A 12553-nucleotide genomic window follows, 5' to 3' on the forward strand; every position below is an offset into this window, starting at 1 on the left:
CACCAGCTCCACAGTCGAGGCCGTCCCGGGAGACCGGGGCGGCCTCGGCCACGTCCGGCCCCGCGTGACATCCTCTCCGGATGAACGCCGCACCTGGTCCTATGTCGCCGAGTCCCGTGTCGCCGACCGCTCGCAACCCGATCGGCGCGCACGTCCCGGTCGCCGGGCGCGGCCTGGTCGGCACCGGGCTCGCCTACGCGGAGCAGATCGGCGGCGAGGCGGTGCAGGTCTTCGTCGCCAACCCGCGCGGCTGGGCCACCCCGGCCGGCAACCCCGCGCAGGACGAGGCGTTCCGCGCGGCCTGCGCCGAGCGCTCGATCCCCTCCTATGTGCACGCGCCCTACCTGATCAACTTCGGCTCGGACAGCCCCGCCACCCGCGAGCGCTCCACCGCCTCGCTGCGCCACTCGCTGCTGCGCGCCCACGCGATCGGCGCGCTGGGCGTCGTCGTGCACACCGGCTCAGCCGTCGGCAGCGCGCCGGACGGCGGCTCGCGCTACGCCGAGGCGATGGCCCAGGTCCGCGCGGACGTCCGCCCGCTGCTGGACGAACTGGACGCGCTCGGCGCCGACGCGCCCTGGCTGCTGCTGGAGCCCACCGCCGGGCAGGGCCGCTCGCTCTGCTCGCGGATGGAGGACCTCGCCGCGTACGCCGAGGCCCTGGACCGCCACCCGCGGGTCGGCGTCTGCCTGGACACCTGCCATGCCTTCGCCGCCGGGCACGACCTGGCCGCCCCCGGCGGGGTCGCGGCCGCGCTGGACGCGCTGGAGGCCTCGATGGGCCCCGGCCGGCTGCGGCTGATCCACGCCAACGACTCCAAGGACGTGGTCGGCGCCCGCAAGGACCGGCACGCCAACATCGGCGACGGCCACATCGGCGCGGACCCCTTCGGCGAGCTCTTCGCCCACCCCGCCACCGAGGGCGTGCCGCTGATCCTGGAAACCCCCGACCGCAGCGCCGCCGAGGGCTTCGGCCACGCCGCCGACGTGGCCCGCCTGAAGCAGCTGCGGGCCGAGCGGAGCGCCGCCCGGAGGTGAGTGGTGACGTCGGAGACGACGCAGGCCTATGCGTGGCCCCGCACGATGATCTTTCCGGTGTTCTCGCCCTTCAGCATGCCCAGGAACGCGTCCACGATGTGCTCGAACCCGTCCACCACCGTCTGGTCCAGCGCGAGCCGGCCGCTCTGCAGATGGGGGACCGCGAACTCGTACAGCTCGTCCTGCAGGTCGCGGTAATTGCTGACCAGGAAGCCCTCCATGCGGAGGCTCTTCTCGACGATGTCCGAGTAGTTGAAGTGCGGCGGGGGCGCGTCCGGGGTGTTGTATCGGCTGATGGTGCCGATCCGGACGATGCACCCGAACTCGCGCAGTGCGCCCACCGCGGCGGCCAGTTGCTCGCCGCCGACGTTGTCGACGAAGACGTCGATGCCGTCCGGTGCAGCCTTGGCGAGCAGTTCAGCGGCGAGGCCGTCGTGGTAGTCGAACGCGGCGTCGTACCCCACCTCCCGGGTCAGGTGGTCGACCTTGGCCGCCGAGCCCGCGCTGCCCACCAGCCGGCCGGCGCCCATCAGCCGGGCGAACCGGCCGGTGGCCGTGCCGACGCCGCCGGCCGCGGCGGAGACGAAGAGGTCGTCGCCCTCGCGCAGCCGGGCGATGCGGGTGAGGCCCACGTAGGCGGTCAGTCCGGTGCCGCCGAGGACGCTCAGGTAGGCCGTCAGGGGGACCCCGTCGAAGCGGGGGAGTTTGCGGATCTCCTCGGGTCGGACCACGGAGTGCGTGCGCCAGCCCTGCCGGTGGAACACGATTTCGCCCTCGGTCAGCTCCGGCGTCCGCGAGGCGACGACGCGCCCCAGGGTCCGGCCCTCGAGCGGTGTGTGGAGCGCGAAGCCGCCGGGCACGTCGTCCATCATCTCGCGGTGGTACGGGTCGACGGACCAGTAGAGGTTCTCCACGAGCGCGGTGCCGACCACAGGATCGGGAATCGCGGACTCGACGAAGGCGAAATCCTTGCTGGTGGGGAAGCCGTGGGGGCGGGTGGTCTGCTGGACGGTGATCGCGTTCTCGGTCATGACGGGACCGTAGAACGGGAATGGCCCCCTCGGGCAGGCGGTTGGGCTCATGTGACGCCCCGTTCCATGAGCAGTTCTCATACCCTGAGGTGAGCGCCCTGTGGCCCGCACGACCGACACCGATCTCGCACCGCACGAACTGCGCGTCCTGGTGGCGGTCGCGGACGCCGGCGGCTTCTCTGCCGGGGCCGAGGCGCTCGGCCTGACACAGTCCGCGGTCTCCCACTCGGTGCGCGGCAGCGAGCGCAAGATCGGCACCGTTCTGTTCGAACGCGGCCGCAGCGGTGCCAGACCCACTCCGGCGGGCGAGAAGGCTGTGGCGCATGCGCGCCGCATCCTGCGCCTGCTGGACGTGCTCGTCGCCGAGGCGCGGGGAGCCGCCCGGTCCGAGGCGACGCAGGGGCCGGAGGGCCCGCTGCGGATCGCCGCCTTCCGCAGCACCGCACTGCACCTGCTGCCGCCGGTCCTGCAGCGGCTGCACGCGCGGTATCCCGGGATCGAGCCGCAGGTGCGGATCGTCCGCGAGCTCGGGCGCGGCACGGCGGGCGAGGTGACCGACGGGAGGGCGGATCTCGCCATCGCCACCTTGGACGGAGCGCAGCTGCCGGCGGGGCTGGTGGCGAGCGGACTCTTCGAGGAGAGCTACTCCCTGGTGCATCCGGCCGGACACCCGGCTCCGCGCTCGCTGCCGCTCGTCGATTGGGCCGAGAACTGCGGCTCGTACACCCGCGCCTGGTGGGGCGCGCAGGACTGGATCCCCAGGGCCACGATCGAGGCCGAGGACGACGGAGCAGTGCTCTCGCTTGTGAGCGGGGGGCACGGAATGGCGATCATGCCCGCACTCTCCCTGGTCGGAGCACCGGACTCAATCGAGATCACCGATCTCGGTCCGGAGCGCCCGACGCGCCGCGTCGGCTACGTGACCGCACCGGAGCTCGCCGGCTCCGCCGTCGTGCGCGCTCTGGTACGGGAGCTGCGGGCCGCCGACTCCGCCATCTGACGGGCAGCGGGCAGCCAGTGCTTCGAGCTGCCGGCGCCGGCCGCCGCACCCGCACCCGCACCCGCACCCGAGCGGCGGGTCCGCTGCAAGTACTAGGCCTGCTCGCTCAGTTGCTCGACCCGGCCGAGTGCCGTGATCTGCTCCTCCGGCACGTGCGCCGGGGGGATCTCGCGGCCGCGGCCGAGGTGGTTGAAGAGCAGGTTGAGGGTGACGGCCAGCAGGCAGCCGGCCGAGATGCCGGAGCTGAGGACGGTCGCGAGCTGCTGCGGGAGGGCATGGTAGAAGTCGGGGTAGGCGATCGGGAAGATGCCGAAGGCCAGGCTGACGGCCACGATGACCGCGTTGGACCCGGCGCTCAGGTCGGCCTTGCCCAGCGTACGGACGCCCGCGACGGCCACCGAGCCGAAGAGCACCACGCCCGCGCCGCCGAGGACCGGCTGCGGGACCAGCGAGACGAGGCCGCCGACCACCGGCATCAGTCCCATCAGGATCAGGAAGCCGCCGCTGAGCGCGACCACGAAGCGGCTGCGGATCTTCGTCAGCGCGACCAGGCCGATGTTCTGCGCGAAGGCCGAGCAGATGAAGCCGTTGAAGACACCGCCGAAGGCCGTCGCCAGGCCGTCCGCGCGCAAGCCCCCGGCGATGGTCCGGTCGTCGACCGGGCGTTCGACCACCTCGCCGAGCGCGATCATGTCGGCGGTGGACTCGGTCATCGAGACCACCATCACCACCAGCATCGCCACGATCGAGGCGATCTCGAACTTCGGGGCGCCGAAGGCGAACGGGTGCGGCAGCTCGAAGACCGGCAGGCTGCGCAGCGCGTGGAAGTCGACCCGGCCGAGCGGGATCGCCGCCAGGGTGCCGACCAGCAGGCCGAAGAGGATCGAGATCCGCTGCAGGAAGCCGGTGAGGAAGCGGTTGAAGAGCAGCACGGAGAGCAGCGTCAGCCCGGCCAGGCCGAGGTTCGCCAGTGAGCCGTAGCCGGGCGCGTGGGCGTTGCCGCCCTGCGCCCAGTTGCCCGCGACCGGCAGCAGCGAGACGCCGATCAGGGTGATCACCGTGCCACTGACCACGGGCGGGAAGTATCTGACGAGTCGACAGAAGACCGGAGCGAACAGGAAGCAGCACAGGCCGGCGACGATGGTCGAGCCGAAGATCAGCGGCAGCGCGGCGCCCTGCTTGGCCGCGATCACCGCCAGGATCGGCGAGACGGTGGCGAACGAGACGCCGTTGACGAACGGCAGCCGCGAGCCCACCTTCCAGAAGCCCAGCGTCTGGAGCAGCGTGGCAACCCCCGCGATGAAGAGGTTGGCCGCGAGCAGCGTCGTCAGCTGGGCCGGAGTCAGACCCGCCGCGCCGCCGATGATCAGCGGCGGCGCGGCGACTCCGGCGTACATGCTGGCCACGTGCTGCAACGCGACGGCGGTCATCTTGCCGGCCGGCAGCATCTCGTCCACGGGGTGCAGCGCCGGCGTACCGGCTTGCGACGCGGCGCTCGCGGTGCTCGCGGTGTTCTGTCGACTCATGAGTTTCCGTCCTCCACAGCTGGGTGGCACACCACGGATGGCTTCGGGTCCGGGAACGACGACCGATTGCGGGACGGGGCACGGGTGACGCTGGGACGACCCTGGCGATCGGCGGGGGTACCGTTCGCCTACCGGTCCCTGCGGCGACAGGTCCGGCCCATGAGCTCACACACGGGCCTCACCCCACCTGGCGGATGGGCGAGAATCCGTATCGCGGAAATTCATTTTCGCGTTGCACAAAATGTAGAAAGAGCGCCTCCGGTAGTCAATAGCTCCGGGTACCGGAGATCACGACGGCCCCCGGGCTGGATGTTCCTCCAGCCCCGGGGGCCGCCAGAGTGCCCGACTGTCAGTAGCGCATCCCCATCCGGTCAGTAGCGCATCCCCATCGCCTCCAGCACCTCGGCCAGCGTCGCATCCGCGATCTCCACGGCCCGCGCGTTGCCCCGGGCCAGCACCTTGCGAAGGTAACCGCGGTCCTCGGCGAACGCGGCGCGCCGGGCCCGGATCGGGCGCAGGTACTCGTTGACCGCCTCGGTGACCACGCTCTTGAGTCGGCTCGCCCCGCCGTCGCCGATCTCGGCTGCCACCGTATGCGGGTCCGACTGCCGGCAGAGCGCCGCGAGTTGGAGCAGGCTGGAGATCTCGGGACGGCCCACCGGGTCGTAACTGATCCGACGCTCGCCGTCGGTGACGGCGCCGCGGATCAGCCGCGCCGTCTCGTCCTCGCTCGCGCCGAGCGCGATGGCATTGCCGCGGCTCTTGCTCATCTTGTCGCCGTCCGTGCCGAGCAGCAGTGGGGCCTGCGAGAGCAGTGCGCGCGGCTCCGGGAAGATCGGCGAACCCTCCGGCGCGAAGCGGGCGTTGAAGCGGCGCGCGATGGTCCGGGTGGCCTCCAGGTGCGGCAGCTGGTCCTGCCCGACCGGCACCAACTGGGCTTTGCAGAACAGGATGTCGGCCGCCTGGTGCACCGGGTAGGTGAGCATCAGACCGCTCACCGCCGACTGCCGGGAGTGCGTGATCTCATCCTTGACCGTCGGGTTGCGCTGCAACTCGGCCACGCTGACCAGGCCGAGGAAGGGCAGCAGCAGTTGGTTCAGGGCCGGCACCGCACTGTGCGTGAAGATCACGGTGCGTTCGGGGTCGAGCCCGACGGCCAGGTAGTCGACCACCAACTCCTCGACGTGCAACGCGAGTCGGTCGGCCACGTCTCGATCGGTGAGCACCTGGTAGTCGGGGATCACCACGAACAGCTCGGCGCCCTCGGCCTGCAGGCGGACCCGGTTCTGCAGGGTGCCGAAGTAGTGGCCGAGGTGCAGCGGACCGGTCGGGCGGTCGCCGGTCAGTACGCGCGGAACGCTGGTGGGGCTCATCGGGAAGCTGCTCATCGGTCTCTCCTGACTGGGTGCGGGCCGTCCGGCGGGCCCTGCCAGTGGAGATGACGAAGGGCCGTCCGTCCGGACGACCCTGGGCATCGGAAATGCGCGGCCGTCCTAGGACGGCCACCAGCTGATCGGCAGCAGTGTGCGCATGAGGACACTGTAACCGTTCAGGGCAGCGCTGGGCGCAGTTCACCGGATTGCTGGCCAAGTCCCCTACCGTGGGCGGCCATCGGTGATCAGGACTTGAGGAGTTCGCATGGAGAATGCCTCCAATGCCCCGTTTGACACCCCTGCCACCCCGGCGGACGGCACCCCCGACTCCGCCGAGGCGGGCGGTCTGAGCCGCCGTACGGCCCTGCGGCTCGCCGGAGTCGGCGGAGCGCTGACGGCGGTGCCGCTGCTCGCCGCCGCCCCGGACGCGGCGGCCGACACCCCGGCTCCGTCTGCACAGAACTCGCCGCTGCTGCTCACCCGGCCCGAGGCGCTGGGCGCCCCGCCGGTCGAGGGCCTGCACCTGACCTTCGGCGCCGACCCGGCCCGTGCGATGACGGCCTCCTGGAGCACGGACAGCCCGGTGCGCCACCCGCACGTCCAATTCGGCACGCTGGACGGCGGGTTCGGGCGCAGCGTGAACGCCGAGACGCGCACCTACACCGACGGCGCCAGCGGCCGCACGGTCTACACCCACCACGCCCGGCTGCAGAACCTCAGCCCGGACACCGCCTACACCTACGCCGCGCTGCACGACGGCGGCCGCCCGGACGCGGGCACCTTCCGCACCGCGCCGCACGGCCGGCACCCGTTCACCTTCACCAGCTTCGGCGACCAGGCCGTGCCGGACACCACCTGGCAGCCCGACGGCAAGGGCGGCTACACCGTCGTCCCCAGTGGCATCGCCTCGCCGGCCTCGGCGGACATCGTGGCGGGCATCGAGCAGGTCGACCCGCTGTTCCACCTGCTCAACGGCGACCTCTGCTACGCCAACATCAGCCCCGACCGGCTGCGCACCTGGCAGGGCTTCTTCGCCAACAACACCCGCTCGGCCCGCTACCGCGCATGGATGCCGGCGGCCGGCAACCACGAGAACGAGAAGGGCAACGGCCCGATCGGCTTCTCGTCCTTCCAGACCCGCTTCGACCTGCCCGGCAACGGCGGCGACGCCGAATTCGCCGGCCTCTGGTACTCGTTCACCGTCGGCTCGGTGCACGTCGTGGTGCTGCAGAACGACGACGTCGCCTACCAGGACGCCGGTGACGCCTATGTGCACGGCTACAGCGGCGGAGCCCAACAGCGTTGGCTGGAGCAGGACTTGCGCAAGGCGCGGGCCGACAGGTCGATCGACTGGGTGGTGGTCTGCATGCATCAAGTGGTGATCAGCTCCTCCGACGCCAACGGCGCCGACCGCGGCGTGCGCGAGCAGTGGGGGCCGCTCTTCGACCGCTACCAGGTCGATCTGGTGGTCTGCGGCCATGAGCACAACTACGAGCGCTCGCTGGCCGTTCGCGGCACCGTGTCGGGCTCGGAGACCCTGACGCCCAACCCGGTCTCCACCGCGACCGACGTGATAGACACCTCGCAGGGCACCGTGCACATGGTGCTCGGCGGCGGCGGGACCTCCTCCCCGACCAACGAGAAGTTCTTCGCGCCGGCCAAGGCCAAGGTGATCACCGGCGTCGGCCCGGTGGCGAGCACCGGCAAGCGCCCGCCGGTCTACGTCTACGAGGATGCCCCGTGGGTGGGCGTGCGCGACCAGGACCACTCGTACGGCTTCGCGGCCTTCACCGTCGACCCGGGCACCGGCCCCGGCGCGACCACCAGCATCCACGTCACCTACTACACGGTTGCTCAACCCGACGGCGCCATCAGCCCGTTGGAGACCTTCGTGCTGCACCGCCGGCGCTCCGACGGCCACTGAGCCAGACCCCGGCCGGCCGCGTCCACCCCCGCAGGGTGGGCGCGGCTTTCGCGTTCCCTCCAGCCGCCGAGAGCCGTCGCCGTTGACATCGCGATCCGTCGGCGGGAAGCTAAGCAAGCGCTTAGTCAGTCATCTCCCACTCCTGCCGAGGACCCTATGACGGACACTCCCCCCGGGCTCGACCTCGCACGACTGCAAGCCCACCTCGGGACCGGGCCGCTGCATGCCGAGCTGATCGAGGGCGGCCGCTCCAACCTCACCTACCGGCTCACCGACGGCACGACGCGCTGGGTGCTGCGCCGGCCGCCGCTGGGGCACGTCCTGGCCACCGCGCACGACATGGGGCGCGAGTTCCGCGTGATCAGCGCGCTGCACGGCTCGGCCGTGCCGGTGCCGCGCACCGTGCGGCTGACCACCGACCCGGAGGTGATCGGCGCGCCGTTCTACCTGATGGAGTTCGTGGACGGCACCGCGCACCGCGACAGCGCCGCCCTGGCCGCGCTCGGACCGATCCGGGTCCGCGCGCTGGCCGAGCACCTGCTCGACACGCTCGTCGCGTTGCATGCGATCGACCCGCAGGAAGTCGGGCTGGCCGACTTCGGGCGGCCCGACGGCTTTCTGCAGCGCCAGGTCCGACGCTGGGGGCAGCAGCTGGACGCCTCCCGCAGCCGCGAGGTGGCGGGGATCGACGAACTGCGCGGCCTGCTGGCCGAGGCGCTGCCCGCCTCCCCCGCGCCGACGCTGGTGCACGGTGACTACCGGCTGGACAACGTGCTGGTCGGGCCGGACGACCGGATCACCGCCGTGCTGGACTGGGAGATGTCCACCCTCGGCGACCCGCTCACCGACCTCGGGCTGCTGGTGACCTACACCGAGCTGGCCGACCGCTTCGCCGGTGTGCTGCCCGGGGTGGCGCTGGCCCCCGGGTTCCCGACCGGCCGGGAGCTCGCCGCCCGCTACGCGCAGGGCTCGGGGCGCGACATCGCGGCCGTCAACTGGTACGTCGCCTTCGCCTCGTTCAAGCTCGCCGTGGTGCTGGAGGGCATCCACTACCGCTACAGCCAGGGCCGAACCGTCGGCTCCGGCTTCGACCGGGTCGGCGCGCTGGTGCCGCTCTTCGTCGACCACGGACTGACCGCCCTGAAGGAGCGCTGACCATGGACTTCGGCTACGACGCCCGCACCGAGGAGCTTCGGGGGCGGCTCACCGCCTTCCTGGACGAGCACGTGTATCCGGCCGAGCCACTGCTCACCGCCCAACTCGCCGACCCCGCACGGGATCCGTGGGCGGTGCCGGCGGTCTTCGGCGAGCTGCAGCAGGAGGCCAAGCGGCGCGGACTGTGGAATCTGTTCCTGCCCGGGGAGTTGGGCGCGGGCCTGACCAACCTCCAGTACGCGCCGCTGGCCGAACTGACCGGCCGCAGCGTGCAACTCGCGCCGGCCGCGCTCAACTGCGCCGCCCCCGACACCGGGAACATGGAGGTGCTGGCCCAGTTCGGCGACGAGGCCCAGCGCAAGCAGTGGCTGGAGCCTCTGCTGGCCGGCGAGATCCGCTCCGCCTTCGCGATGACCGAGCCGGAGGTCGCCTCCTCGGACGCGAGCAACATCGAGACCCGGATCGAGCGCGACGGCGACTCGTACGTGGTCACCGGCCGCAAGTGGTACATCACCGGTGCAATGAACCCCGAGTGCCGGATCTTCATCGTGATGGGCAAGACCGATCCCACGGCCGACCCGCGCCGGCAGCAGTCGATGATCCTGGTGCCGCGCGACACGCCCGGGGTCGTCGTCAAGCGCGGGATGACCGTCTTCGGCTACGACGACAGTGACCACGGCGGGCATGCCGAGGTGCTCTTCGAGGGCGCCCGGGTGCCGGTGGGCAACCTGATCGGCGAGGCGGGCTCCGGCTTCGCGATCGCACAGGCGCGGCTCGGGCCGGGGCGGATCCACCACTGCATGCGGGCGATCGGGATGGCCGAGCGGGCGCTGGAGTTGATGTGCCGGCGGGTCGGCGAGCGGGTGGCGTTCGGGCGTCCGCTGGCCGCGCAGGGGGTGATCCAGGACTGGATCGCGGAGTCCCGGGTGCGGATCGAGCAGGCGCGGCTGCTGGTGCTGAAGACCGCCTGGCTGATGGACACGGTGGGCAACCGGGGTGCGCACACCGAGATCCAGGCCATCAAGATCATCGTCCCGCAGACGGTCGAGTGGATCCTCGACAAGGCCGTCCAGGCTCACGGCGCCGCGGGGGTCAGCCAGGACACCCCGCTCGCCCACCTCTGGGCCGGCATCCGCACCCTGCGGCTGGCCGACGGACCGGACGAGGTGCACCGCCGCTCGCTGGCCCGTCGCGAGCTGAAGAAGTACCAGGAGGGCCGGGCGTGAGCACCGCTTCCATCGAAGAGCTTCGCTCTCGAACGAGAGCACTGCTCTCGGAACACGACCCCGCCACCACCGACCCGCTCGACTTCCTGCGCGCCCGCTTCGACGCGGGCCTCGCCTGGGTGCACTTCCCCGTCGGCCTCGGCGGCCTCGGTGCGCCGCGCGCCCTGCAGGCCGCGGTGGACGCCGAGCTGGCGGCCGCCGACGCCCCCGACAACGACCCGCGCCGGATCGGCATCGGCCTGGGCATGGCCGCCCCGACCATCCTGCGCTACGGCACCGCCGCGCAGCAGGCCCGCTGGCTGCGCCCGCTCTGGACCGGCGAGGAGGTCTGGTGCCAGCTCTTCAGCGAGCCCGGCGCCGGCTCCGACCTGGCCGCCCTCGCCACCCGCGCGGTCCCCAGCGCGGAGGGCGTCTGGACGGTGGACGGCCAGAAGGTGTGGACCTCCAGCGCCCACACCGCCCGCTGGGCCATCCTGATCGCCCGCACCGACCCGGCGCTGCCCAAGCACCAGGGCATCACCTACTTCGTCTGCGACATGACCGACCCCGGCGTCGAGGTCCGCCCGCTGCGCCAGATCACCGGCGAGGCCGAGTTCAACGAGGTCTTCCTGACCGGCGTCAGGATCCCGGACAGCCACCGGCTCGGCGCCGTCGGCGAGGGCTGGCAGGTCGCGCAGACCACCCTCAACAACGAACGCGTCTCCATCGGCGGCCAGCGCACCCCGCGCGAGGGCGGCCTGGTCGGCATCGTCTCCGACACCTGGCGCAGCCGCCCCGAGCTGCGCACCCCCGAGCTGCACCAGCGCCTGCTCAAGCACTGGGTGGACGCCGAGGTGCTGCGGCTCACCGGCGAACGCCTGCGCCAGCAGCTGACGGTGGGCCAACCGGGCCCGGAGGGAGCGGGCACCAAGCTCGGATTCGCCCGGCTGGCCCAGGAGTTGACCGGCTTCGAGGTCGAGCTGCTGGCCGAGGAGGGGCTGAGTTACGACGACTGGACGATGGTCCGCCCCGAACTGGTCGACTTCAACGGCCGCGAGGCCGGCTACCGCTACCTGCGCGCCAAGGGGAACTCCATCGAGGGCGGCACCTCGGAGATCCTGCGCAACATCATCGCCGAACGCGTCCTCGGCCTGCCCGCGGAGCCGCGCACCGACAAGGACGTGCCCTGGAAGGACCTCGCGCAATGACCGCCGACCCGAACCTGCTCTACTCCGAGATCGAGGAGGAGCTGCGCGCCAGCGTGCGCGACCTGCTCGCGGACCACAGCCCGGTCTCCGCCGTACTGGCCCGCATCGAGGGCTCGGACGGCTACGACCCGGCGCTCTGGCGGAAGTTGGCCGCCGACCTCGGCGCCGCCGGGCTCCAGGTGCCCGAGTCACACGGTGGGGCCGGCGCCTCCCTTCGCGAAACCGCCGTCGTGCTGGAGGAGTTGGGGCGCTCGGTGGCGCCGGTACCGTTCCTCGGCAGCGCGGTGCTCGCCACCACCGCCCTGCTGCTGGCCGGCGACGACGCCGTCCGCTCGCTCGCGGACGGCTCGCGGACCGGCACCCTCGCCGTCCCCTTCTCCACCGCCCCCTTCTCCACCGCCCCCGGTCGGCCGTTCACCTCGTCGGTGACACTGGGCCCGGGCGGAACGCTCAGCGGCCGGGTCACCTCGGTGGCCGACGCCCGCTCGGCCGACCTGCTCGTGGTGCCCGCCGCCGACGGCTCGCTGCACCTGGTCGAGACCGGCTACGAGCTCACCGCCCGCACCTCGCTGGACCTCACCCGCCCACTCGCCGACCTCACCTTCGACCGCACCCCGGCCCGCCCACTCACCGCCGACCCCGCCGTCCTGGCGCACACCCTGCTCACCGGCGCCGGCCTGCTCGCCTCCGAGCAGCTGGGCATCGCCGAGTGGTGCCTGACCAGCACGGTCGGATACCTGCGCGAGCGGCGCCAGTTCAACCGTCCACTGGGCTCCTTCCAGGCCCTCAAGCACCGGCTCGCCGACCTCTGGCTCGACGTGGTCGGCGCCCGCGCCGCGGCCCGATCCGCCGCCGACGCCCTCGCCACCGCGAGCGCGGACGCACCGGTCGCCGTGGCGGTCGCGGCCTCGCACTGCGGCACGGCGGCGGTCCGCGCGGCCGAGGAGTGCATCCAGCTCCACGGCGGCATCGGCATGACCTGGGAGCACCCGGCCCACCTCTACCTCAAGCGCGCCAAGGCCGACCACCTCGCCCTCGGCACCCCGGCCCACCACCGCGCCGTCCTGGCCGAGTTGGTGGACCTCCCGGCATAG

Annotated in this window: 10 protein-coding genes; 7 read left to right on the plus strand and 3 right to left on the minus strand. The window is 72.1% G+C overall.

What is annotated here, in order from left to right:
• Positions 1–116: 116 nt before the first annotated feature.
• Positions 117–1037, plus strand: a complete 921-nt coding sequence (locus P3T34_RS09375) for a deoxyribonuclease IV (protein ID WP_280665545.1) — start codon at positions 117–119, stop codon at positions 1035–1037.
• A gap of 26 nt (positions 1038–1063) precedes the next feature.
• On the opposite strand, the gene P3T34_RS09380 is transcribed toward P3T34_RS09375, so the two are convergent.
• Positions 1064–2068 carry an NADP-dependent oxidoreductase gene (locus P3T34_RS09380; RefSeq protein ID WP_280665546.1) on the minus strand — a complete coding sequence of 335 codons (1005 nt, stop codon included), beginning with the start codon at positions 2066–2068 and terminating at the stop codon, positions 1064–1066.
• Between the two features lie 100 nt (positions 2069–2168).
• Here P3T34_RS09380 and P3T34_RS09385 point away from each other — a divergent pair, with 100 nt between their 5' ends.
• Complete coding sequence (locus tag P3T34_RS09385; RefSeq protein ID WP_280665547.1) at positions 2169–3068, plus strand: LysR family transcriptional regulator; 900 nt, start codon at positions 2169–2171, stop codon at positions 3066–3068.
• Positions 3069–3160: 92 nt separating this feature from the next.
• On the opposite strand, the gene P3T34_RS09390 is transcribed toward P3T34_RS09385, so the two are convergent.
• Both P3T34_RS09390 and trpS read right to left on the minus strand, forming a co-directional pair.
• Positions 3161–4594: a nucleobase:cation symporter-2 family protein gene (locus P3T34_RS09390; protein ID WP_280665548.1), complete on the minus strand. Its 1434-nt coding sequence runs from the start codon at positions 4592–4594 to the stop codon at positions 3161–3163.
• A 371-nt stretch (positions 4595–4965) separates the two neighbouring features.
• Entirely contained in the window at positions 4966–5982 is a 1017-nt protein-coding gene (gene trpS / locus P3T34_RS09395) for a tryptophan--tRNA ligase (protein WP_280665549.1), read from the minus strand.
• A 250-nt stretch (positions 5983–6232) separates the two neighbouring features.
• Here trpS and P3T34_RS09400 point away from each other — a divergent pair, with 250 nt between their 5' ends.
• The 5 genes from P3T34_RS09400 to P3T34_RS09420 all read left to right on the plus strand — a co-directional run bounded on the left by P3T34_RS09400 (position 6233) and on the right by P3T34_RS09420 (position 12553).
• Complete coding sequence (locus tag P3T34_RS09400; protein ID WP_280665550.1) at positions 6233–7891, plus strand: metallophosphoesterase family protein; 1659 nt, start codon at positions 6233–6235, stop codon at positions 7889–7891.
• A gap of 156 nt (positions 7892–8047) precedes the next feature.
• The gene (locus P3T34_RS09405; RefSeq protein WP_280665551.1) at positions 8048–9046 is read left to right on the plus strand and encodes a phosphotransferase family protein; all 999 of its coding nucleotides are present in this window, start codon (positions 8048–8050) and stop codon (positions 9044–9046) included.
• 2 nt (positions 9047–9048) lie between these two features.
• On the plus strand, positions 9049–10272 hold the full coding sequence (locus P3T34_RS09410) for an acyl-CoA dehydrogenase family protein (RefSeq protein ID WP_280665552.1): 1224 nt from the start codon (positions 9049–9051) through the stop codon (positions 10270–10272).
• Complete coding sequence (locus P3T34_RS09415) at positions 10269–11459, plus strand: acyl-CoA dehydrogenase family protein (protein WP_280665553.1); 1191 nt, start codon at positions 10269–10271, stop codon at positions 11457–11459. The genes P3T34_RS09410 and P3T34_RS09415 overlap by 4 nt, the downstream gene beginning before the upstream one ends.
• The gene (locus P3T34_RS09420) at positions 11456–12553 is read left to right on the plus strand and encodes an acyl-CoA dehydrogenase family protein (RefSeq protein ID WP_280665554.1); all 1098 of its coding nucleotides are present in this window, start codon (positions 11456–11458) and stop codon (positions 12551–12553) included. Before P3T34_RS09415 ends, P3T34_RS09420 begins: the two co-directional genes overlap by 4 nt.

It is taken from the genome of Kitasatospora sp. MAP12-44, assembly GCF_029892095.1.
In the GTDB taxonomy this organism is placed as follows: domain Bacteria; phylum Actinomycetota; class Actinomycetes; order Streptomycetales; family Streptomycetaceae; genus Kitasatospora.

Excerpts from the sequence above, each read along its gene's own strand:
- P3T34_RS09380 (WP_280665546.1), bottom strand. The coding sequence starts at position 2,068 with ATGACCGAGAACGCGATCACCGTCCAGCAGACCACCCGCCCCCACGGC.
- P3T34_RS09390 (WP_280665548.1), bottom strand. The coding sequence starts at position 4,594 with ATGAGTCGACAGAACACCGCGAGCACCGCGAGCGCCGCGTCGCAAGCC.
- trpS (WP_280665549.1), bottom strand. The coding sequence starts at position 5,982 with ATGAGCAGCTTCCCGATGAGCCCCACCAGCGTTCCGCGCGTACTGACC.
- P3T34_RS09400 (WP_280665550.1), top strand. The coding sequence starts at position 6,233 with ATGGAGAATGCCTCCAATGCCCCGTTTGACACCCCTGCCACCCCGGCG.
- P3T34_RS09405 (WP_280665551.1), top strand. The coding sequence starts at position 8,048 with ATGACGGACACTCCCCCCGGGCTCGACCTCGCACGACTGCAAGCCCAC.
- P3T34_RS09410 (WP_280665552.1), top strand. The coding sequence starts at position 9,049 with ATGGACTTCGGCTACGACGCCCGCACCGAGGAGCTTCGGGGGCGGCTC.
- P3T34_RS09420 (WP_280665554.1), top strand. The coding sequence starts at position 11,456 with ATGACCGCCGACCCGAACCTGCTCTACTCCGAGATCGAGGAGGAGCTG.